At 70.6% G+C, this 20855-nt stretch carries 19 protein-coding genes; 10 read left to right on the top strand and 9 right to left on the bottom strand.

The annotated features are described in order from the left end of the window. Nucleotides 1-53 precede the first annotated feature (53 nt). Both FZN60_RS10080 and FZN60_RS10075 read left to right on the top strand, forming a co-directional pair. The gene (locus FZN60_RS10080; protein WP_158873361.1) at nt 54-1016 is read left to right on the top strand and encodes an alpha/beta fold hydrolase; all 963 of its coding nucleotides are present in this window, start codon (nt 54-56) and stop codon (nt 1014-1016) included. Then, nucleotides 1013-2593: a rhodanese-like domain-containing protein gene (locus tag FZN60_RS10075; protein WP_199266541.1), complete on the top strand. Its 1581-nt coding sequence runs from the start codon at nt 1013-1015 to the stop codon at nt 2591-2593. Before FZN60_RS10080 ends, FZN60_RS10075 begins: the two co-directional genes overlap by 4 nt. 105 nt (nt 2594-2698) lie before the next feature. Here the strand turns inward: FZN60_RS10075 and FZN60_RS10070 are convergent, their stop codons facing one another. The 3 genes from FZN60_RS10070 to FZN60_RS10060 all read right to left on the bottom strand — a co-directional run bounded on the left by FZN60_RS10070 (nt 2699) and on the right by FZN60_RS10060 (nt 5926). Next, complete coding sequence (locus FZN60_RS10070) at nt 2699-4288, bottom strand: tripartite tricarboxylate transporter permease (protein ID WP_158873359.1); 1590 nt, start codon at nt 4286-4288, stop codon at nt 2699-2701. Nucleotides 4289-4316: 28 nt separating this feature from the next. Further along, nucleotides 4317-4814 carry a tripartite tricarboxylate transporter TctB family protein gene (locus tag FZN60_RS10065; RefSeq protein WP_158873358.1) on the bottom strand — a complete coding sequence of 166 codons (498 nt, stop codon included), beginning with the start codon at nt 4812-4814 and terminating at the stop codon, nt 4317-4319. A gap of 104 nt (nt 4815-4918) precedes the next feature. Continuing rightward, nucleotides 4919-5926, bottom strand: a complete 1008-nt coding sequence (locus FZN60_RS10060; protein ID WP_158873357.1) for a Bug family tripartite tricarboxylate transporter substrate binding protein — start codon at nt 5924-5926, stop codon at nt 4919-4921. Between the two features lie 391 nt (nt 5927-6317). Here FZN60_RS10060 and FZN60_RS10055 point away from each other — a divergent pair, with 391 nt between their 5' ends. From FZN60_RS10055 to FZN60_RS10030, 6 genes are all read left to right on the top strand, one after another. After that, nucleotides 6318-7730, top strand: a complete 1413-nt coding sequence (locus FZN60_RS10055) for an MmgE/PrpD family protein (RefSeq protein ID WP_246726693.1) — start codon at nt 6318-6320, stop codon at nt 7728-7730. Between the two features lie 31 nt (nt 7731-7761). Further along, complete coding sequence (locus FZN60_RS10050) at nt 7762-8865, top strand: AbrB family transcriptional regulator (RefSeq protein ID WP_246726708.1); 1104 nt, start codon at nt 7762-7764, stop codon at nt 8863-8865. After that, nucleotides 8849-9640 carry an SDR family NAD(P)-dependent oxidoreductase gene (locus tag FZN60_RS10045; protein WP_158873355.1) on the top strand — a complete coding sequence of 264 codons (792 nt, stop codon included), beginning with the start codon at nt 8849-8851 and terminating at the stop codon, nt 9638-9640. Before FZN60_RS10050 ends, FZN60_RS10045 begins: the two co-directional genes overlap by 17 nt. A gap of 22 nt (nt 9641-9662) precedes the next feature. Next, nucleotides 9663-11042, top strand: a complete 1380-nt coding sequence (locus FZN60_RS10040; protein WP_158873354.1) for an MmgE/PrpD family protein — start codon at nt 9663-9665, stop codon at nt 11040-11042. A gap of 14 nt (nt 11043-11056) precedes the next feature. Next, complete coding sequence (locus FZN60_RS10035; protein WP_158873353.1) at nt 11057-12145, top strand: isocitrate/isopropylmalate dehydrogenase family protein; 1089 nt, start codon at nt 11057-11059, stop codon at nt 12143-12145. 162 nt (nt 12146-12307) lie between these two features. Continuing rightward, a complete protein-coding gene (locus tag FZN60_RS10030; protein WP_246726691.1) occupies nt 12308-12970 on the top strand; it encodes an FCD domain-containing protein in 663 nt (220 codons plus the stop codon). Between the two features lie 95 nt (nt 12971-13065). Here the strand turns inward: FZN60_RS10030 and FZN60_RS10025 are convergent, their stop codons facing one another. Then, a complete protein-coding gene (locus FZN60_RS10025) occupies nt 13066-13257 on the bottom strand; it encodes a hypothetical protein (RefSeq protein ID WP_158873351.1) in 192 nt (63 codons plus the stop codon). A gap of 155 nt (nt 13258-13412) precedes the next feature. Between FZN60_RS10025 and FZN60_RS10020 the strand changes: the two genes are divergently transcribed. Together FZN60_RS10020 and FZN60_RS10015 are read left to right on the top strand one after the other, a co-directional pair. Continuing rightward, the gene (locus tag FZN60_RS10020) at nt 13413-14177 is read left to right on the top strand and encodes an SDR family NAD(P)-dependent oxidoreductase (RefSeq protein WP_158873350.1); all 765 of its coding nucleotides are present in this window, start codon (nt 13413-13415) and stop codon (nt 14175-14177) included. Between the two features lie 18 nt (nt 14178-14195). Beyond that, entirely contained in the window at nt 14196-15218 is a 1023-nt protein-coding gene (locus FZN60_RS10015; protein WP_158873349.1) for a PdxA family dehydrogenase, read from the top strand. A 10-nt stretch (nt 15219-15228) separates the two neighbouring features. Here the strand turns inward: FZN60_RS10015 and FZN60_RS10010 are convergent, their stop codons facing one another. The 5 genes from FZN60_RS10010 to FZN60_RS09990 form a co-directional block, all read right to left on the bottom strand. Next, nucleotides 15229-16215, bottom strand: coding sequence for an AbrB family transcriptional regulator (locus FZN60_RS10010; protein ID WP_158873348.1), 987 nt, complete (start codon nt 16213-16215; stop codon nt 15229-15231). 65 nt (nt 16216-16280) lie between these two features. Then, the gene (locus tag FZN60_RS10005) at nt 16281-17681 is read right to left on the bottom strand and encodes an MmgE/PrpD family protein (protein ID WP_158873347.1); all 1401 of its coding nucleotides are present in this window, start codon (nt 17679-17681) and stop codon (nt 16281-16283) included. Beyond that, nucleotides 17678-19210: a tripartite tricarboxylate transporter permease gene (locus tag FZN60_RS10000; protein ID WP_246726690.1), complete on the bottom strand. Its 1533-nt coding sequence runs from the start codon at nt 19208-19210 to the stop codon at nt 17678-17680. Before FZN60_RS10000 ends, FZN60_RS10005 begins: the two co-directional genes overlap by 4 nt. Nucleotides 19211-19240: 30 nt before the next feature. After that, nucleotides 19241-19741 (bottom strand): tripartite tricarboxylate transporter TctB family protein, encoded by a 501-nt coding sequence (locus FZN60_RS09995; protein WP_158873346.1) that lies wholly within the window; start codon nt 19739-19741, stop codon nt 19241-19243. A gap of 29 nt (nt 19742-19770) precedes the next feature. Continuing rightward, nucleotides 19771-20769: a tripartite tricarboxylate transporter substrate binding protein gene (locus tag FZN60_RS09990; protein ID WP_246726689.1), complete on the bottom strand. Its 999-nt coding sequence runs from the start codon at nt 20767-20769 to the stop codon at nt 19771-19773. Between the last annotated feature and the right edge of the window lie 86 nt (nt 20770-20855).

Here is a 20855-nt window from a genome sequence, read left to right as displayed (position 1 = left end):
TACTGTCGCGCCGATCCGCATAATTGTCGACAGTTTTCACTGGAGGACAATCGATGCTCGACCGCCTCGACGCGCCGTCGCCCGAATTCGCGCGCCTGATGCCGGGCTTCACCCGGCACCGGATCGACACGGGCGGGGCCGTGATCAACTGCGTCACCGCCGGATCCGGGCCGGCGCTGCTCCTGATCCACGGCAACCCGCTGACGCTGGTGTCCTGGCACAAGGTCGCGCCCGCCCTCGCCCGGGACTTCACGGTGGTCGCCATGGACCTGCGCGGCTACGGCGACAGCTCCAAGCCGGAAGGCGGCGACGATCATGCGGCCTACACCTTCCGCGCCATGGGCGAGGACGCCTTCGCCGTCATGGACGCGCTCGGCCACGACCGCTTCGCGGTCGCCGGACACGACCGCGGCGCGCGCGTCGGCTTCCGCATGGCACTCGACCGCCCGGAGCGCGTGACGCACCTCTGCGCCCTCGACATCGTGCCCACCCACCACGTGCTCAACAACATCACGCTCGGCTGGGCGCAGGAAAGCTACCACTGGTTCTTCATGGCGCAGAAGGCGCCGTTTCCCGAGAAGCTGATCGGCGCCGACCTCGACTATTACATGCGCTACAAGCTGAACAAGAAGGGCGTCGGCCTGGAGATCTTCACCGCCGACGCCATGGCCGAATACATCCGCTGCGCGACGCAGGAGCAGATCCACAGCGTCTGCGAGGACTACCGGGCGACGATCACCCTCGACCTCGCGATGGACACGGCCGATGTCGGCCGCCGCATCGCCTGCCCCGTGCTTGTGCTGTGGGGCTCCAACAGCCACTGCGGCCGGCACTTCCGGCCGATCGAGGCCTGGCGCGAATGGGCCGACGACGTGACCGGCGAGGCGATCCCGACCGGCCATTACCCGGCCGAGCACCGGCCCGACCTCGTGGAGCCGGCCCTGCGCGCGCTTCTCGCGCGCCCCTCGGCCGCAGACGCGCCGGCCCGCCTCCTCGCCGGGGCCGGAGCGCCGTGAGCCCCAGGCCGATCGGGGTCGACGAGGCGCGCGCGCTCCTGCACGGCACCGGCGAGGTCGCGTTCCTCGACGTGCGCGAAGCGGCGGACTACGGCGAAGGGCACCCGCTCTTCGCCGTTCCCTGTTCCTACAACAGCCTCGAGGCCGAGGCGGCCCGGCTCGTTCCCGCGCGCGACGTTCCCGTGATCCTTCTCGGCGACGGCGGCGCGCACGACGTCGCGCAGCGCGCCGCGCGGCGCCTGACCGCGCTCGGCTACGTCGACGTTCGTCCGCTCGCCGGAGGCGCTCCGGCCTGGGCGGCTGCCGGGCACGCGCTTTATGCCGGCGTCAACGTGCCCAGCAAGACGCTGGGCGAGCTTCTGGAACACGAGCGCCATCCGCGAACGCTCGCACCCGAGACCCTCGCGGCCTGGCAGGCCGAGGGGCAGTCGTTCCACGTCTTCGACGTGCGCCCGCCCGGCGAATACGCCAAGATGCGCGTGCCGGGCGCGACCTGCGCACCCAACGGCGAACTCGCTCACCGCTTCGACGCGCTCGTGCCCGATCCTGCGACGCCCGTCGTTCTCACCTGCGCCGGGCGCACCCGCGGCCTCGTCGGGGCGCTCGGCCTCGCTCTGGCGGGGGTTCCGAACCCGGTCTTCGCGTTGGAAAACGGCACGCAGGGCTGGGCCTTGGCCGGCCTGCCTCTGGAGCGCGGTGCCCGGGCCGCGCCTCTCCCATCGCTGCCGCCGGAGGCTTTCGCCACCAGCCGGCGGCGGGCCGACGCGATCGTCGCCCGCCACGGCCTCGCCGAGATCGACGCGGCGGCGGCCGTCCGCCTGCGACGCGACGGAACGCGCGTCACCTTTGCCTTCGATCTGCGGGACGAGGAGGCGCGCCGGTCCGCGCCCGTATCCGGAGCGGAGCCGGTGCTCGCCGGCCAGCTCGTCCAGGCGAGCGACCTTTACATGGGCGTGCGCCGCGCGCGGGTGATCCTCGTCGACGATGCCGGCCTTCGCGCCGCGACGAGCGCCGTGTGGCTCGCCATGATGGGTTTCGAGCCCATTCTTTTGCGTCTCGACGCATCGAAGGCACCAGTCGATCTCGCGCCAGCCTTCGCGCCGCCCCTCCTCGCGCCCCCGTCCGGCCTCTCGCCCGAGGCCGGCCTCGCCATGGCGGCCGAGCCCGGCACGGCCGCCATGGACCTGCGCTCCTCGGAGGCGCGAGACCGCTGCGCCGTGGAGGGCGCGATCTGGACCTATCGCGCCGCCCTGCCGGACGCGCTCCCGGCGGGGACGCGGCGCGCCCTCCTCCTGGTGTCGGATGCCGGCATGGCGGCGCGGGCCGCGCTCGACCTCGCCGAGGCGGGCATCGAAGCGGCCCACCTCGTCGTCGACCCCGCCGCGATGGAGCGCGCCGGCTGGCGGCTGGACCGCGCGCCCGAGCCTTTGCCGCAGAACTTGGCGCGAGACCGGGTCTGGTTCGTTCACGACCGCCACGACGGCAACCGCGAAGCGTCGCTGCGCTACCTCGCCTGGGAAACCGGTCTCGTCGACCAGCTCGACGCGGCCGAGCGCGCAGCCTTCCGGCTGGACTGACGAGCCGCCCGACGGCGGCCACGAAACCGAAAAAGCCCCGGCGCCGAGATCATCGGCGCCGGGGCTTTTTTCCTGGGGCGGCCGGGGCGGAAAGCCGGGCCGGGCTCAGTGCCGGCCGCTCGCTCCCGCCTTGATGCCGGGCTCGGCCTCCGGCACGCTCGCCTGTCGGGCCAAGGCTTCCATGGCGGCGCTCTCGGCCTCCTCGGCCAGCACCTGCTTGCGCTTGCCCCAGGCGGTCATCGCCATGGAGAACAGCATGATGCCGAAGATCGTCATCGCGCCCGGCCGCTCGAAGAGGTAGGTCGGGTCGCCGCCGGAGAGCTGGTAGGAACGCAGGAACTCCGTTTCCAGCATGCGCCCGAGAAGCAGGCCCACCACCACCGCCGCGACGGGATAATCGAACTTCACGAGCAGGAAGCCGATCAGCGAGAAGACGAAGAGCGTGATCGGACCGGAGATCGAACCCTCCACCGCATAGGTGCCCATGGTGGCGATCACGAGGATCGCCGGCAGGATGTAGCGCGTGCGCACCCGGACGATGTTGGAGGCGACGTAGATGAAGCCGATGCCGACGAAGAGGAGGACGATCGCCTGGACGATGTTGTTCAGGATGATCGCGTAGACCATCTCCTTCTGCGTTTCGATGAACTGGGGTCCGGGCACGATGTTGTGCATCATGAAGGCCGCGAGGAGGATCGCCGTCGCGCCGCCGCCAGGGATGCCCAGCGCCAGCATCGTCGCCATCGAGCCGCCCTCGGCGCTCGCCACCGCCGATTCCGCGGCGATGACGCCCTTCGGATTGCCCTTGCCGAAGCTCGACGGGTCCTTGGAGGTGCGCTTGGTCTCGGCATAGGCGATGAGGTTGCCGAGCGAGGAGCCGACGCCCGGCACCGCGCCGATCACGATGCCGATCACCGAGCCGCGCACCAGGACGCCGGGATGGCGGAAGGTCTGCCAGCAGCCCGACAGGATGCGCGAGAGCGAGACCGTGCGCGAGCCCTCGGCCTCGATGATGTAGTCCTTGCCCGCGAGCGTCAGGAGCTGGCCGGAAGCCAGGAGGCCGATCATCGCGGGGATCGGCGAGATGCCGTCGAGAAGGCTCGGCATGCCCATCGTGCCGCGGATGAAGCCCGCCGTGTTCATGCCGATGCCGCCGAGCAGCAGGCCGAAGGCCGCCGCGAAAAGGCCGCGACTGATGTATTTCGAGCCGAGCGAGCCGATGAGCAGCATGCCCCAGACCGCGACGGCGAACATTTCGAGCGGGCCGATCTTCAGGACGATGTCGGCCAGCGGCTCCACCACCACCAGCAGGAGCAGGTAGCCGAAGATGCCGCAGATCGTCGAGGCGAAGAGCGCGTAGCCCAGCGCCTCGTTGTGCTGGCCCTTCTTCGACATGGCGTAGCCGTCGAAGGTGGTGGCGTAGGACGAGGGCGAGCCGGGTATGTTCATCAGGATCGCCGGAACCGATCCGCCGAACCCCGCCCCCGTATAGACCGAGGTCAGGAAGACGATCGCCGGGAAGAAGTCCATGTAGAGCGACATCGGCAGCACGATCGCCATGGCCATGGTGATCGAGACGCCGGGGATCGCGCTGAAGACCAGCCCGACGATGAGGCCGGGGACGATCCAGCCCCAGGATCCGGCCGAGGTGGCCATGATCCCGAAGGCCCCCATGAGAGCGTCCATGTCGATCATGATGCGGATGTCCTCTGCTGGGCCCGGCTCACAGGAGCGCGGTGACCATCGGGTAGGGCATGAGGGCCCGGAAGCCGTAGACGGAGACGACCGTGACCGCGAGCGGATACAGGACGAGCGGGAGCGGCCGGCGCTCGCCGCAGATCAGCATCGTCGCCAGCGCGAACAGGAGGATGCCGATGTCGAAGCCGAGCGTGGTGAGCGTGAAGACGAAGACGCCCAGCGCCGCACCCAGCATGGCGACGCGGATGAGCGCCCGCCCCTCCGGCAGCTTGGGCTGCAGCGGATCGTCGATCGCCGGCGCTTCCCGCTCAGCCGCGGCGTCGGCGCGGCGGAAGCATTGCGGCACGATGAAGAGGTAGAGGACGAAGACCGCGATCGCGAGCGGCTGGACCAGCAGGAGGTTGTTGATGCTGAGCGACACCGAGCGCGCGTCGATCAGGTACCACAGAACGAGGGCGGCCATGATCGAGACGAAGGCGAGGTGCAGCCAGTCGACGCGGTATTCGTGACGCATGATGCGCATGGTTGGTCTCCCGGTCTGACGAGGCGGGCGCGGCGGGCGGGGACGCAGCCGCCCGCCGCGGCGCGAGCCGCGAGGCGGGCGGAGCGCGATGAACCGCGAGAGGCTTACTCGCCCTTCAGGAGAGCCTGGTGCTTCTCCATCGTGGCGGCGTTGTCGATGAAGGCCTGCTGAGAGGCTTCCGGGCCGTACCAGGTGGTCGCCAGTTCCTGCAGCTCGAGCGCCTTGATCGCGTCGGGGTTCTTCGACGCCTTCTCCACGGCGGCGAGGATCTTGGCGTAGATCTCCGGGTTCTCGGTCTTGACCGCCGAGGCCACGACCCAGCCGCGCTGCGAGCCGTCCACGAATTCCTGCTCGATGCCCGTCGAGCCGATCGTCGGCGCGCCGGGCCACCAGGCCGGCGCCTCCTTGGCGTACATGGCGAGCGGCTTGATCTTGTCCTTCAAGGGCAGGAAGCCCTCGCCGCCGACGAAGGCGATGTCGACCTGCGCGCCGGCCGCGGCGTTTCGGGCCGGCCCGCCGCCGTCATAGGTGACGATCCGCAGCGCGCTCGGGTCGATGCCCGCGGCCTTCATCGTCAGCATCATGTTGGCGTAGTCGGCCGAGGCCGGCTGAACGCCGATCGACAGGCTCGACGGATCGGCCTTCAGCTGCTCGATCGCCGCCGCGAAGCTCTCGATCTCACTGTCGGCGCTCGTTGCCGCCAGCGTGTAGTCGCGCGAGGGCAGGTTCAGGATCGCGAAGTCCTCGAGCTTGTAGGGCGCGTTCTGGAGGAAGATCGAGAGCGGGATGTACGGCGACACCGAGGTGCACAGGATGGTGTAGCCGTCCGGATCCTGCTGCAGTGCATAGGTGTGGCCGAGCTGGGTGCCGGCGCCTTCCTGGTTGATGATCACCAGCGGCTGGCCGAGCTCCTTTTCGAGGTAGGGCGCGAAGGCGCGGGCGAGGCGGTCGTTGTAGCCGCCGGTCGCGAAGGGCACGACCACATTGATCGGGCGAGAAGGATAGTCCTCCTGCGCCAGAACCGGTGCCGGCGCCAGGAGCGCTGCCGACAGAAGCATCGCGCCGCCGATGGCGCCGAGCCGAAGCGCAGCGCGTCGCGTGAATCCGTTCATCAAATTCCTCCCGTTGGAATGACAGGCACGGGCCGGCGGAGACGCGGGCCGGGTGCCGACAGGCGCTCGAAGCCTCCCTGCCGCGGCGCGTGTCCCGAAGCTGCTGCCATTTTCGTCAACTGTCAACACCTTCATCAGGCAGACGGCACTGCTTCGGAGCCAAAGCAGGCTCCGATACGCGAGCCGCGCGAGGGACCTTGATCATCAAGAAGGCAGCACAGAAGGATGCACGAGCCTGCGCGCTCGGGAACTTCCGCGATCACGCAGCCCCGGACAGATCCGTCCGGCGCTTCGCCATATTGTAGACAGTTGACATGGACGCCGTCGTCGTCCCATGAAGTCGAAGCCGCGTAGGACCGAACGCGAGCACCACTTCATTCGGGAGGCCATGATGTTGACACAACCCGGCGGCGTGCCGGCCGTCACGCGCGAAGTCGGCGCATTCGTTCTCGGCACCGCCTGGAACGACATTCCGGACGAGGTCGTCGCGCTCGGCAAGAAGTCGATCCTCGACGGCTTCGGCCTCGCGCTGTCGGGCTCGGTCGCGCGCTCCGGCGAATACGTGCGGCGCCACCTCGCCGACCTGTCGCTCGGCACCGGCGGCGCCACCGTCATCGGCTCCGATCTCAAGGTCGCGCCGCGCTTCGCCGCCTTCGCCAACGGCGTCGGCATTCACGCCGACGACTACGACGACACCCAGCTCGCCGTCGCCAAGGATCGCGTCTACGGCCTCCTGACGCATCCGACGGCCCCCGCCCTGCCGGCCGCCTTCGCGATGGCCGAAACGCTCGGCCGCTCCGGGCGCGACATGCTCCTCGCCTATCACCTGGGTGTCGAGGTCGAGTGCAAGGTGGCCGAGGCGATCGACCCGCGCCACTACCAGACCGGCTTCCACGCCACCGCCACCTGCGGCACCTTCGCCGCCGCGTCCGCCGCCGCGCGCCTGATGAATCTCGACGAGGACGCGACCTTGCGCGCGCTCTCCATCGCCGGCTCGCAGTCGGCGGGCCTGCGCGAGAACTTCGGCACGATGACGAAGCCCTTCCACGCCGGCCGCGCCTCCGAGTCGGGCGTGACCGCGGCGCAGTTCGCCTCCTACGGCTGGACCGCGAGCGACAACATCCTCGAAGCGCCGCGCGGCTTCTTCCGGGCCGCCGGCGGCGGCTTCGACCAGAAGGCGATCGTCGGGCGGCTCGGCGACCCCTGGACCTTCGCCGAGCCCGGCGTTTCCATCAAGCCGCATCCCTCGGGCTCGCTCACCCATCCCGGCATGACCGAGATGCTGCGCCTCATCCGCGAGCACGGCATCAAGGCCGGCCAGGTGCGGCGCGTGCGCGTCGGCACCAACTCCAACATGCCGAACGCCCTCATCCACCATCGTCCGACGAACGAACTCCAGGCCAAGTTCTCCATGGAGTTCTGCATGGCCATCCTCCTCCTGGAGAAGCGGGCAGGCCTCAATGAATTCACCGACGAGGTGGTCAACCGGCCGGACGTTCAGGCGATGATCGCCAAGGTCGACTTCGGCGTCGACGATCGCGCCGAGGCCGCGGGCTACCACCTGATGACGACCTATATCGACATCGAGCTCGAGGACGGGCGGACCATCTCGGGCATGGCCGACTTCGGCAAAGGCAGCCCGGCCTTCCCGATGAGCTACGACGAGGTCGCCGGCAAGTTCCTGGAATGCGCCGAGTTCGCGCGCTGGGACATGGATGCGGCCAGGAGCGTCGTCTCCATGGTGCGCGACCTCGACGCGCTGCCCGGCCTCGCGCCGCTGGCGCAGGCGCTCTCCAAGCGCTGACGGCACGGGTCGGGAGCGGGCCGTGACGGCGATGCCGGAGGATCGGACGGGGGAAAAGGCGCGCGAGCCCACGCGCCTTGCCACAGCGCTGCGGATCGCGGCGACCTATGCGGTCGCCGCCTTCAGCGGCGTGGCGGCCGACGCAGTCGGCATGCCCCTGCCCTTCGTCCTCGGTCCGCTCATGGTCGTCGGCGCGCTCGCCGCCGCCGGCGCGCCGGTCACCGTCGCGCCCCACATGCGCGAGTTGGGACAGGTCGTGATCGGCCTCGCCGCCGGACTGCGCTTCACCGGGCCGGTGCTCGCCGCGGCGGTCGGGCTCCTCCCGGCCATGTTCGTGTCCTCGCTCTACATCGTCGCCCTCACCTGCCTCGGCGCGCTTCTCCTGCGTCCGCTCGCCGGCATCGACCGCACCACGGCCTTCTTCGCCACGGCGGCCGGCGGCATGGCCGACATGGCGGTGGTGGCGCACGAGCGCGGCGGCGATGCCGGGGCGGTCTCGATCGTCCATGCCCTGCGGGTCGCGAGCGTCGTCTGCGTCGTGCCGTTCATGGTCCTGCACCTGGGAACGCCCGGCGCCCCTCCCTCCGGCGATCCCGCATCCGCAGGCGGCGTCGAAGCCGGGCTCGGCCTCCTCGTCGTGGTCGGCCTCGCTTATCTCGCCGCGCGCCTCCTAAAGCCGACGCCGATCCCCAACCCTTGGCTCTTCGGGCCCCTGATCGTCGGTGCGACGCTCGGCGCGAGCGGCCTCTTTCTTCAGCCGGTGCCGGGCTTCCTGTCGATCCTGGCCCAGCTCGCCGTCGGCACGTGGCTCGCCTGCCGCTTCCGCCGCGAGCTTCTCGCGCGCCTGCCGCGCGTCGCCCTGTCCGGCCTCGTCGTCTCGCTGACCATGATCGTCGGAGCGGGTGTCGGCGCGCAGGTCCTCAGCCTCGCCACGGGCCTGCCGCTGACGACGTCCTTCCTGTCCCTCGCCCCGGCGGCGATCACCGAGATGGTGCTGACCGCCAAGGCGATGAACGCCGACGTCGCGCTCGTGACCGCCTTCCACGTCATGCGCATCGCCGTCGTCTCGTCCACCGTCCTTCTCGTCTTCAACCTGTATTCCCGTTTCGGAGGCCGCGATGGATCTTCGGCTTGAGAACCGCCGCGTCCTCGTCGTCGGCGGCAGCGACGGCATCGGCCGGGCGACGGCCGAACTGCTCCTGTCGGACGGCGCCCGCGTCGCCATCGCCTCGCGCTCGGCGGAGAACCTCGCCGCCGCGGCCGACGAGCTGACGTCCGCCACGGGCAAGCGCCCGGACACCCTCGTCCTCGACGCGACCGAGGCCTCCTCGGGCGACGCCGCCGCGGCCTTCGTGCGCGATCGCTGGGGCGGGCTCGACGCGCTCGTGATGGCGGTCGGCGGCAGCGTGCGCGCCGACTTCGCCAGCCTCGACGACGCGGATTGGCTGCGCAACTACGAGTTCAACGTTCTGTCGGTGGTCCGCGTCATCCGGGCCCTCGCCCCGCTGCTCGCCGTGGGAAGCGCGCCCTCGATCGTCGTTCTCGGCGCGGCGGCGGCGAAGATGCCCTACGCGCACCAGATCATGTCCAACGTCCACAAGGCCGGCCTTCTCGGCCTCGTGAAGACCCTCGGCCTCGAGCTGGGCGAGGCCGGGATCCGCGTCAACGCGGTCGCGCCGGGCCGCACCCGCACGTCGCTCTGGATCAAGCGCGCGACGGGCATCGCCGCCGAGCGCGGGATCGACCTCGAGAGCGTCTTCGCCGAGTTCTCGGCCGAGATCCCGCTCAAGCGCTTCGCCGAGCCGGAAGAGGTAGCGGTCATGGCCACGTGGCTTTCCAGCCCGCTCGCCTCCTACGTCACCGGCCAAACGATCAACGTCGACGGCGGCATCGCCCGCGGCCTCCTGTGAACCCCACGAAAGGACGAAACCCTTGACCGAGACACACGTCACCCAGCGCCTCGCCGAGTGGATCGCCGCCCCCCGCGACCTCGCCGACCTGCCGCCCGCCGTCCGCGAGGAGGGCGTGCGCACCTTCTTCAACTGGCTCGGCTGCGCCGTCGGCGGCGCCACCCACGAGACCGCCGACCGCGCCGTCGCGGCGATCCGGCCGTTCGTCGGCCCGGCCCAGGCGAGCGTCGTCGGCCGCACCGAGCGCCTCGACGTGCCGCATGCCGCCCTTCTCAACGGCATCACCAGCCACGTTCTCGACTACGACGACACCCACCTCAAGACCATCATCCACCCCGCCGGCCCGGTCGCCTCGGCGATCCTCGCCGTCGCCGAGTACCGGCCGGTCGATGGCAAGCGCTTCCTGGAGGCCTTGATCACCGGCATCGAGGTCGAATGCCGGATCGGCAATTCGGTCTATCCCGACCATTACGACCGCGGCTGGCACATCACCGGCACGGCAGGCGTCTTCGGCGCGGCGGCGGCGGTCTCCCGCCTCCTCGGCCTCGACGCGCAGCGCACCGCCTGGGCGCTCGGCATCGCGGCGACGCAGTCCTCGGGCCTGCGCGAGATGTTCGGCACGATGTGCAAGAGCTTCCATCCCGGGCGCGCCGCGCAGAACGGCCTCATGGCCGCCTTCCTAGCCGAGGCGGGCTTCGATTCCTCGACCCGCGCCATCGAGGCGCCCCGCGGCTTCGCCAACGTCCTGTCCACCAAGCAGGACTATTCGCAGATCCTCGGCGGCCTCGGCGAGACCTGGGAAGCGGGGCTCAACTCCTACAAGCCCTTCGCCTGCGGCATCGTCATCCATCCCGCGATCGACGGCTGCCGGCAGCTGCGCGACGAGCTCGGGGCTGACGTCATGGCCGGCGTTTCGGCCGTGCGGCTGCGCACCCACCCGCTCGTCCTGGAGCTGACCGGCAAGACCGAGCCGAAGACCGGCCTCGAATCGAAGTTCAGCGTCTTCCACGCCGCGGCCTGCGCGCTCCTGCGCGGCGACGGCTCGCCGACCGCCTTCACCGACGAGGCGGCCAACGCGCCCGAGCTCGTGGCCCTGCGCCGCAAGGTGAAGGCGACCAGCGACGCGGCGATCCACGAGGATCAGGTGGCGATCGAGATCGACCTCACCGACGGGCGCACGATCACCCGCTTCGTCGAGCATGCCATCGGCTCGATCCACCGGCCGCTCTCGAACGAGCAGCTCATCGAGAAGTTCGCGCGCCAGTCGGAGCCGGTGATCGGCGCTGCCCCTACGGCGGACCTGATGGATCTTGCCTGGCGCCTGACCGACCTGTCCGACGCGGCCGAGGTGGCGCGGGCCTCCGTCGCGGCCGGCGCACGCGCCGCCGCGGCGGCCGAGTAAGGGAAGCGGACCCTATGGCACATCTGACACTCGGCGTTCTCGAAGGCGACGACATCGGCCACGAGATCGTTCCCGCCGCCCAGCGCGTAGCCGAGGCCGCGGCGCGGGCGAGCGGTCTCGAAATCGACTGGCGCTTCCTGCCGATCGGCCGGCGCGCTCTCGACGAGCACGGCCACACCATGCCCTTCGACCTTCTCGGCACGCTGGAAACGCTCGACGGCTGGATCCTCGGGCCGATCGGCCACCAGGCCTATCCGAAGGTGCCGGAGGCGGTGAACCCGCATCCGATCCTGCGCAAGAACTTCGACCTCTTCGCCAACATCCGGCCGACCCGCTCCTTTCCGGACATCGGCTGCCTCTACGACGACGTCGACCTCGTGATCGTGCGGGAGAACAACGAGGGCTTCCAGCCGGACCGCAACGTCGTCGCCGGGTCGGGCGAGTTCCGCCCGAGCGACGAGATGACGATCTCGGTGCGCGTGATCTCCCGCACCGGCAGCCGCAAGGTGGCGGAAGCCGCGCTGGCGCTGGCGCAGTCGCGGCGGCGGAAGCTGACCGTGGTCCACAAGAACACCGTGTTCAAGCTGGGCTGCGGCATGTTCGTCGAGGAGTGCCACAAGGCGGCACAAGCCTTCCCGGACGTCGAAGTCGACGAGGTGATCGTCGACACCTTCGCCATGAAGCTGGTGCGCGAGCCGCAGCGCTTCGACGTGGTGGTGACGACGAACATGTTCGGCGACATCCTCACCGACGAGGCGGCGGGTCTCGTCGGCGGCCTCGGCATGGCGCCGGGCCTTTGCGTGGGCCGCGGCAACATCGCCATGGCGCAGGCGACGCACGGCTCGGCGCCCGACATCGCCGGCCGCGGCATCGCCAACCCCTACGCCATGATCGAATCGACCCGGATGCTGCTCGACTGGCTCGGCCGCCGGCGCGGCCTTCCCCAGGCCGTGGAAGCCGCCGCGCGCATGGAGCGGGGCCTCGTCCACGCCGTGTCGCGGCCGGACACGCGCACCGGCGACATCCGCGGCACGGGCGGCACGGCCGACATGGAGCGCGGCATCATGGACGGCATGGCGGCAGAAGGCCGGGCTGCGGCGTGAGCATGCGGCAGGCCGGCACCATTCGCTCTCCAATTGCAGCGGATGCGGACGGGCAGCCGTTGCGCCGGGGCGCCGGCTTGCCCATAACGCATGATACTGTCAACAATCGGCGTATCGGCGATGAGCTCGACAACATCCAGGCATGTGGACGATCTTTCGGTCGTGAAGAGCGTGTCCCTCGCCAGCGCGCTGGTGCGGGAGATCGAGCGCTTGATCCTCACGGGCGAGCTCGAACCGGGCTCGCGGATCAACGAGATCCACCTCGCCAACCGCTTCGGCACCAGCCGCGGGCCCATTCGCGAAGCGACGCGGAGCCTGGAGGCCAAGGGCCTCGTCGAGGTCGTGCGCAACCGCGGCGTCTTCGTGCGGCGCTTGTCGACGGAAGAAGCCGTCGAGATCTACGACGTGCGCTCGGCCTTGTTCGGCCAGGCCGGCCGTCTTCTCGCCGAGCACATGACCGACGAGATCCTGGCGCGCCTCACCGGCTTCATCACGGACATGGACAAGCTGGCGGAATCGGGCGAGTTCGACGCCTATTATCCGGTGAACCTCGCCTTCCACAGCTTCATCGTCGATTCGGCGGGCAACAAGACGCTCGCCGCGGAATACCGGCGCTTCGTCGACAAGCTCCATCTCTTCCGGGCGCGCAGCCTGGTTCAGGGCGGCGGTCTCGCCGTGTCGAACCGGGAGCATCGGGAAATGGTGGACGCGCTCGCCTCGGGCGACGGCGAGCGGGCCTTCATCACGCATTGGCGGCACGTCGACCGGGCCAAGAAGCGCCTGCTCGCCTCGATCGATCCGCCGCCCCGCCGCTTGTCGAGCTGAGCGGCGAAGCGGTCAGCAAAAAGCGCCGGGATGAGCCGGCGCTTTCTCGGAAAACACATCGTCGATCCGAGCGCCGGCGCGTCGGCCGGCTCGGCTCAGCGCGCCCGGTCGAAGGCGCCCGGCGCGATGCCGAGCACCTGAAGGTCCAGGTCGTTCGGACGGCGGTTCGACTCGAGCGCGAGCGCCATGCGCTGCGCCGCCCAGAACGCGCTGACGAGGGTGCGGAGGCGGAAGCGGCGGGTGCGGGCCCGGCGAACCGGAACGGCGGTGGCAGCGATGGACGACATGGGCGAAGGCTCGGTTGTGAAACGATCGGGCGGGTCGCGCCGTCTGTAGACAATTTGCACTGCACCACAAAGATGCTGCGGCGCGGCCCAGCCTTGCCGAGGACGCATGGCTCGCCGGCCGGCCGCGCGCGGATCACCAACAAAGGGACGACCCCATGACCGAAGCCGCCAAGCCGCTCGCCGGCCGCGTCGCGCTCGTGACCGGCGGCGCGCGCAACATCGGCCGCGCCATCGCGCTGGCGCTCGCCGAAGCCGGCGCCGACGTCGCGGTGGCGGCGCGCAGCGACCGGACAGCCGCCGAAGCCGTCGCGGGCGAGATCGCGGCGCTGGGGACGCGCGGCCTCGCGCTCCTCGGCGACGTCGGAAACGAGGCCGACGCGGCGCGCCTCGTTGCTGAGACGGCGGAGCGGCTCGGCCGCCTCGACATCCTCGTGAACAACGCGGCCGTGCGCCGCGAAACCCCGCTGCTGGAGACGACCTTTGACGACTGGCGCGCGGTGATGGCGACGGCGCTCGACGGCCCCTTCCTGCTCGCGCGCGCCGCGGTGCCCCATCTCGTGGCCGGCGGCGCGGGCGCGATCGTCAACATCGGCGGGCTCACCGCCTATACCGGCGCGCGCAACCGCGCCCACGTCGTCGCCGCCAAGGCGGGGCTCGACGGGCTGACCAAGGCGCTGGCGCACGAGCTGGGCACCAGCGGCGTGACGGTGAACCTCGTCTCGCCCGGCCTCATCGAGACGCAGCGCGGCTCGGCCTCCTCGCCCGCCGCTCCGAGCCACCACGCGACCCATTCGACGCTGCTCGGCCGGCGCGGCACGCCCGAGGAGGTGGCCGCCGCGGTCCTGTTCCTGTGCGGGCCGCAGGCTCGCTACGTCACCGGCCAGACGATCCACGTCAACGGCGGCGCCTTTCTTCCCTGAACCCACGGAGCCGAAGCCATGTCCGCATCCCTTCCCGTCATCGCGCTGACGCCCGGCGACTGCACCGGCATCGGCCCGGAGATCACCGCCCGGATCCTCTCCGACGGGCGGCTGCGCGATGCCGCGCGGCTCGTCCTCGTCGGCGATGCGCGCGTCGTCGAGCTCGGCATGCGCCAGGCCGGCGTGTCCTTTCCGCTGGCGCCGGTGGAAAGCCCCGCAGCCGCCGACTGGTCGGACGTCGCGGTTCCGATCGTCGATCTTCGCAACACCGACCCGGCCGACTTCCCGCCGGGGATCGCGTCGACGGAAAGCGGACGGCTGACCGGAGACACGCTGGCGCGGGCGATCGACTTCGCCAAGGCCGGCGAGGTCGAGGCGGTGTCGTTCGCGCCGCTCAACAAGCGGGCCATGTTCGACGGCGGCTGGCGCTTTCCCGACGAGCACAAGATGTTCGCCCACCTCCTCGGGCACGAGGGCTACTTCTCCGAGATGAACGTCCTCGACGACCAGTGGATGTCGCGCGTCACCGGCCACCAGTCGCTGCGCGAGGCGCTGGACGGCGTCACCGGGCCGGCCATCCGCGAGGCGATCGAACTGTCGGCGACGATGATGGAGAAGGCCGGCATCGAGCGCCCGCGCGTCGGCGTCTGCGCGCTCAACCCGCATGGCGGCGAGAACGGCCTGTTCGGCCGCGAGGAGATCGACGTGATCCGCCCCGCCGTCGAGGAGATGCGGGCGAAGGGCTACGCGGTGGAAGGGCCGTTCCCCTCCGACACGATCTACATCAAGGCCTTTGCCGGCGCCTTCGACGGTGTCGTCGCGATGTATCACGACCAAGGCCAGATCGCGACGAAGCTGAAGGGCTTCAACCGCGGCATCACCATCACCGCGGGCCTGCCGATCGTGTTCACGACGCCGGCCCACGGCACGGCCTTCGACATCGTCGGGCGCGGCGTCGCCTCGACCGGCGCGATCGAGGCGGCGATCCGGCTCGCCGCGCGCCTCGTGTCGCGCGCTCAGCGCGAGAAGGCGGCGGCCTGACGGCTGCGCTTCACGTCATCCAGCGCTTGATCAGGGCCGGCGCGACGAGGTTCGTCAGCGCCGAGCGCACGAACTGGAAGCCCGCGACGAGCGACGCGCCGAGGCCGAGGGCCTTGGCGGAGGCGATCATCTCCCCGAGCCCGCCGGGCGCGGCGGCGAGCACGAGCGTGCGCCAGTCGAGCCCCGACACGGCCGCGGCGAGGCTCGCCGCCCCACCGGCCATGGCGGCGATGAGGACGACCGCGGCCAGAAGGCTCGCTGCCGCGACGCGCGGCAGGCGGGCGAGCCGGTCGACCTGGAAGCGCGCGCCGAGCGAGGCGCCGATCGCGATCTCCGCGAACCAAAGAAGCGGCCCCGGCACGGCGGGCACCGGGCCATTGAGCCCGGCGTGAAGGAGGCCGAGCGCCATCGGCGCGATGACCCAGGGGTTCAGGGCGCCGAGCCGGCGCGCCGCCGCGGCGAGAAGCCCGCCCGCGACGAGCACCACGAGAAAGCCGGGGTCCGCCTCCCATAGCTCCGGAGCCCGCGCCTCGGGCGCGTCGAGGCTGCCGAGAAGCAACGGTAGCGACACGACGACGAGGATCACGCGCAGCGAGTGCGCCACCGCGACGGCCGTCTCGTCCGCGCCGACCTCGCGCGCCAGGGACGACATCTCCGCCATGCCGGCGGGCAGGCAGGAGAGCACGGCCGTCAGCCGGTCGATGCCCGCGAGGCGACCCATGGGAAAAGCGATCAGCAGCCCGAGGAGGTTGGCGGCGAGGGCCAGCGCCACCATCAGGAGGATGTTGGCGCCGAGGATGCCGAGAACGTCGCCAGTCAGAAGCGCTCCGACAGCCGTGCCGACGACGAGCTGTCCGACGCGCCGCAGGATCGCGGCGCCGGCGAAAGGCCCGACGAGATTGGCGAACAGCGCCGCGCCGACGAGCGAACCCAGGATCAGGGCGAGCGGCACGTCGAGGAGCCGGAAGGCTTCCGCCCCGGCGACCGAAGCCGCCATCGCCCCACAGAAGAAGGCAACGCTCCGCGCAGGCAAGGTCCGCCTCCCGGAACCGGATCGGCCGATCAGGCCGCGGTCGCGAAGGCTTTCAGCGACACGGGCGCCGTCGCCTCGAAGAGCTGGGCGCAGGCTTCGGCCCAGCGGCTCGTAGCCTCCGGCGCGATCCCGCCATAGGCGAGATTGCGCTCGAACTTGTCGCGGATCTCGGCCGTGGGCAGCGGATCGTGCGCGCCGCCGCGCATGTCGGCGCGGCGGACCTCGACCGTTTCGCCGGAACGGAGCAGCGCCCGGACGTGGCCGGTGAAGCGCTTCGGATAGGGATTGGCCGGATCCACGACGTAGCGGACCTTGCGCGCGAGCGCGAGAACCGCCGGGTCGCGCACGGAAGCATCCGTGAACTGCGAAAGGCCCGCCGCCCCGGCCACGAAGCCGACGGCGATGCAGAAGGGCGAGGAGAACTTGGCGAAATAGGGCGTCGGCGGCACCTGCTTCTGGGCGAGCGGCTCCCAGAGCCGGTGCACCGTTCCCTCGCCGACCTCGCACTCGATCGACTCGATGTCCTCGGCCGCGATACCCCGGCTCGCGAGCTCGATCGCGCAGTCGACATAGGGCTGGGTCATCGTCCCGCAGGCATAGGGCTTGAACGCGACGGCTTCCGTGAGCCAGCGCGAGCCGAGGGCGTCCGTCAGCGGCGTGAAGCCGGGCGTCACGCTCGGCGCGAAGGCGTGGAAGAAGCCGTGCTCGCCCTCCAGAACGAGCCGCGGCCCGGTGAAGCCGCCCCGCGCCAGCATGGCCGCGCGCAGGCCCGACTGCGCCGCCCAGCCCGCGTGCAGCCGCTTGGTCGAAGAGCCGTCGCTCAGGTACTCGATGATGCCCGATGCCATCGAGCCGGCGATCCCGAGCGCCTGGACGATCTTGCTGTCCGGAAGTCCGAGCGCCGCGGAAACGCCGGCGGCCGCGCCCAGCGCGCCGATCACCGCCGTCGGGTGGAAGCCGGCCTTGTGGATGGCCTTGGGCGCGACCAGCGACAGGCGGCACATCAGCTCGATGCCGACCGCCGCGCCGAGGCGCGCATCGGCCCCCGTCCGCCCTTCCGCCTCGCAGGCCGCGAGCACGGCCGACAGGACCACCGCGCTCGAATGGATCGGGCCGCCCTCGAAGGTGTCGTCAAAGTCCTCGCCATGCGCCGCCGTGCCGTTGAGGAGCGCCGCGGAATAGGCGTCGGCGGTGCGGCCGTGGCCGATCAGCGTGCAGTTCCCCTCGCCGGCCGCCGAGAGCAGCGCGGCCACGTAGTCGGTGCCCCGCGCCGCGGCACATAGGCCAGCATAGTCCAGAAGCAGCCGGTCGAGCGTGTCGCACACGGCCTCCGGCAGGGCGTCCGGCGACAGGCGGGCGATCGCGCCCGCCACGATCTCGGTCAGCGATGCCGATCCCGTCGAGGCGGAGGGCGAGGCGATGGCGTTCATTGGGCGGGTTCCCGGGGTTCGGTGGCGGAGCCGGCCGGCTGGGCCTGAGCCCGCCGGCGCTGGCGGAACTCGGCGACGAGCGAGCCGACGAAGAAGATGAGGGCGAGAGCGAGGAACACGGCGGCGATCCGGTCCTCGAGGAAGATCCAGTGGTCGCCGCCGGAGATCACGAGCGAGCGCCGGTAGTTGGCCTCGATCATGTAGCCGAGCACGAGGCCGAGGATCGTCGGCAGCATCGGCAGGCCGAAATAGCGCATGGCGAAGCCCAGCACGCCGGCGGCGAGCACGAGGCCGAGGTCGAAGATCGAGAAGTTGACGGAATAGGCGCCGGTGAAGACGAGCGCGAGCACGAAGGCCATCAGGTAGGGCTTCGGGCGGTTGACCAGCCAGATGCAGACCGAGAGCGTCATGAAGGCCGCCGGGATCAGCGCGATCGTCGCGACGATGAGGCCGGTGAACAGGCCGTAGAGCAGCGTCGGATCGCGGTCGAAGAGGACGGGACCCGGGATGAGGCCGTGGATCAGGAAGCCGCCGAGAAGGATCGCGGTGGAGTTCGACGCCGGGATGCCGAAGGACAGGAGCGGGATCAGCCCGACCCCCGCATCGGCATTGTTGGCCGCCTCCGGCGCGGCGATGCCCTCTTCCGACCCCTTGCCGAAGGTTTCGGGATGGCGCGAGAAGCGGCGCGCCTCGTTGTAGGCCATGAAGGAGGCGACGGTGCCGCCGGCACCCGGCATGATGCCGCAGAAGACGCCGATCGCCGAACCGATGAGGCTCGCCTTGGTGATGCGCTTCTGCCCGGCCCAGTCCGGCAGGCGCAGCCGCGAGCCGGACGGCTGCGCGCGCTCCCAGGCTCCCTTCGTGCCGATCTGGTCGAGAACTTCCGAGACGGCGAAGAGCCCGACCATGACGAGGATGATCGGCACGCCGGAGAGAAGGTCGGGATTGCCGAGGGTGAAGCGGGCGACGCCGGACACCGGATCGGTGCCGATCGTCGCGATCGCGAGCCCGATCAAGGCGGAGATCACGCCCTTGATCAGGAGCCCCTCGGACACGGTCGCGATGACGCTGAGGCCGAGGACGCCGAGGGCGAAATAGGTGGTCGGCCGGAACGACAGGGCGAGCTGGCTGAGCGGCGCCGTGAACAGGATGAGGCACAGGATGCCGACGACGTTGCCGACCGAGCTCGACCAGAGCGAGATGCCGAGCGCCTCGCTGCCCCGGCCCCTCCGCTTCATCTCGTAGCCGTCGATGATCGTCGCCGCGGCGGCGTTGGTGCCGGGCGTGCGGATGAGGATCGCGGGCACGGAGCCGCCGTATTCGGCGCCGACATAGGTCGAGGCGAGGAGGACGAGGGCCGAGATCGGCTCCATCGTGTAGGTCAGCGGCAGAAGGAGGGCCATGGTGATGGAGGGCGAGATGCCCGGCAGGGCGCCTCCGAAGATGCCCCACACCATGCCGAGGATCGCCATCGGCACGATCATGGTGGTGCCGAGCATGCCGACGCTCTGGAGGATGACGTCCGTCATGGTGGATGCGCGTCCCGAAAGGAGTAGGCGTCAGAAGAGGTTGGGCAGGAGCGTGCCGTCGGGCAGATCGATGCCGAGGCCGAGGTCGAACAGGGCCCAGAGGCAGAGCGCTCCGCCGATCGCGACGATGAGCTGGACCGGCCGCAGCCGCACGCCCTGATAGGCGAGAAGGGCCGCGAGAAGCAGCGCGACGGCCGGCACGTAGCCGAGCGGCCGCAGCGCGAACAGGAAGACGGCGGCGATGAGGATGACGCCCGCCGCCTTCAGAACGGCGTGCCGCGGGTCGGCGAAGGCGCCGCCGACCTCGTCTTCGGGATCCGTGACGGCCACGGTCGCGGGCGCTCGCCGGGCGACGAGCGCGTGGATGAAGAGCCCTGCCCCCGCCAGCGCTAGGAGCCAGCCGAGGACCAGCGGCACGCCGCCGGCCCCGATGGCGTCGCCCAGGAAGCTGACGGGGATCGCCAGGGCCGAGCGGATGTAGAGGCCGGCGACCGCCATCACGATCAGCCCGAGCGCCATGTCCCTGTTCACGAAGGATCTCCCCTCCTTACGCCGATCCGCTACTGGATCACGCCGGCTTCGGTGAGCACCTTGCGCTGCTCGTCGGCGAAGGCGGCCGTGAACGGGCCGTACTCGGCGTGCGGCACGAAGGCGGGCACGAGGGTGGAGGCGCTGTAGAGGGCCTTGTACTCCGGGTTTTCGAGAAGCCTGGGGATGGCCTGCTCCCAGGCGGCGACCGCCTCCGGCGCGATGTTCTTCGGCCCGGCGAGGCCGCGGAACTTGCGCACCACGAGGTCGACGCCGCCCTCCTTCAGGGTCGGAAGGTCCGGAAAGGCCTCCAGGCGCTCCTCGGAGGCGACCGCGAGGAGGCGCACCTGCTTGGCGTCAAGCTGCGAGCGCAGCTCCTGGATCTCGCCGATCGCCACGTCCAGCGTGCCGTTGAGGACGTTGATCATCGTGTCGCCGCCGCCCTCGCTCGTGACGATGGCCGCGTCGACGCCGGTCAGGCGCTTCAGGTTCTCGAGCGTGAGCCGTTCCAGCGACCCCGGATTGGCGGCTCCCCAAGCGCTGCGGCCGGCTTTCGCCTTGTCCAGCACCTCGGCCATGGAGGTGAAGGGCGCGTCGGCGCGGGTGTAGATGACCTGCGGGTCGTAGAAGACGTTCACCACCGGCTCGAGGTCGGCATAGGACGCCTCGACGTTCGACAGGAGCGAGGTGAAGACGTAGGTCGGCGTCGTGGCGTAGAGCACGCTGCCGTCCGTCGCCGCGGCCTTCATGTGCGCCATGGCATTGGCGCCGCTGCCGCCCGACACGTTCTCCACCACGAAGTTGGCGTCGATGATCTGGCCGAGGAAGCGGCTCATCTCGCGCAGGAACACGTCGGAGCCGCCGCCGGGGCTCGAATGGGTGACGAGCGTCACCGTGTCCACGGGATAGGGGATGCGCTCGGCGCCGCCCGCATCCTGCGCCATCGCCGGAGCCGCGAAGCCCAGGCCTGCCAGCATAACGGCGCCGGCAAGGCGTCCGGTTCGGCGCATTCGGCGCAATTCGATGGTCATGTCCGCTGTTCCTCCCGCTCGCGACCGCCGTGCGGCCTCGGTGCGGTTCGCGGCGGACCGCGCGCCGCGGCCCGGCGCGCCGCACC

Origin of the sequence: Antarcticirhabdus aurantiaca (assembly GCF_009765365.1) — a bacterium.
GTDB classification, from domain to species: domain Bacteria; phylum Pseudomonadota; class Alphaproteobacteria; order Rhizobiales; family Rhizobiaceae; genus Antarcticirhabdus; species Antarcticirhabdus aurantiaca.
The sequence above is the reverse complement of the archived record's forward strand: the minus strand, read 5'-3'. Positions and strand labels throughout refer to the sequence as shown.

Excerpts from the sequence above, each read along its gene's own strand:
- FZN60_RS10035 (WP_158873353.1), top strand. The coding sequence starts at position 11,057 with ATGGCACATCTGACACTCGGCGTTCTCGAAGGCGACGACATCGGCCAC.
- FZN60_RS10005 (WP_158873347.1), bottom strand. The coding sequence starts at position 17,681 with ATGAACGCCATCGCCTCGCCCTCCGCCTCGACGGGATCGGCATCGCTG.
- FZN60_RS10060 (WP_158873357.1), bottom strand. The coding sequence starts at position 5,926 with ATGAACGGATTCACGCGACGCGCTGCGCTTCGGCTCGGCGCCATCGGC.
- FZN60_RS10015 (WP_158873349.1), top strand. The coding sequence starts at position 14,196 with ATGTCCGCATCCCTTCCCGTCATCGCGCTGACGCCCGGCGACTGCACC.
- FZN60_RS10055 (WP_246726693.1), top strand. The coding sequence starts at position 6,318 with ATGTTGACACAACCCGGCGGCGTGCCGGCCGTCACGCGCGAAGTCGGC.
- FZN60_RS10065 (WP_158873358.1), bottom strand. The coding sequence starts at position 4,814 with ATGCGCATCATGCGTCACGAATACCGCGTCGACTGGCTGCACCTCGCC.
- FZN60_RS10020 (WP_158873350.1), top strand. The coding sequence starts at position 13,413 with ATGACCGAAGCCGCCAAGCCGCTCGCCGGCCGCGTCGCGCTCGTGACC.
- FZN60_RS10025 (WP_158873351.1), bottom strand. The coding sequence starts at position 13,257 with ATGTCGTCCATCGCTGCCACCGCCGTTCCGGTTCGCCGGGCCCGCACC.
- FZN60_RS10000 (WP_246726690.1), bottom strand. The coding sequence starts at position 19,210 with ATGACGGACGTCATCCTCCAGAGCGTCGGCATGCTCGGCACCACCATG.
- FZN60_RS10070 (WP_158873359.1), bottom strand. The coding sequence starts at position 4,288 with ATGATCGACATGGACGCTCTCATGGGGGCCTTCGGGATCATGGCCACC.
- FZN60_RS10045 (WP_158873355.1), top strand. The coding sequence starts at position 8,849 with ATGGATCTTCGGCTTGAGAACCGCCGCGTCCTCGTCGTCGGCGGCAGC.
- FZN60_RS10010 (WP_158873348.1), bottom strand. The coding sequence starts at position 16,215 with ATGGCGGCTTCGGTCGCCGGGGCGGAAGCCTTCCGGCTCCTCGACGTG.
- FZN60_RS09990 (WP_246726689.1), bottom strand. The coding sequence starts at position 20,769 with ATGACCATCGAATTGCGCCGAATGCGCCGAACCGGACGCCTTGCCGGC.
- FZN60_RS10050 (WP_246726708.1), top strand. The coding sequence starts at position 7,762 with ATGCCGGAGGATCGGACGGGGGAAAAGGCGCGCGAGCCCACGCGCCTT.
- FZN60_RS10080 (WP_158873361.1), top strand. The coding sequence starts at position 54 with ATGCTCGACCGCCTCGACGCGCCGTCGCCCGAATTCGCGCGCCTGATG.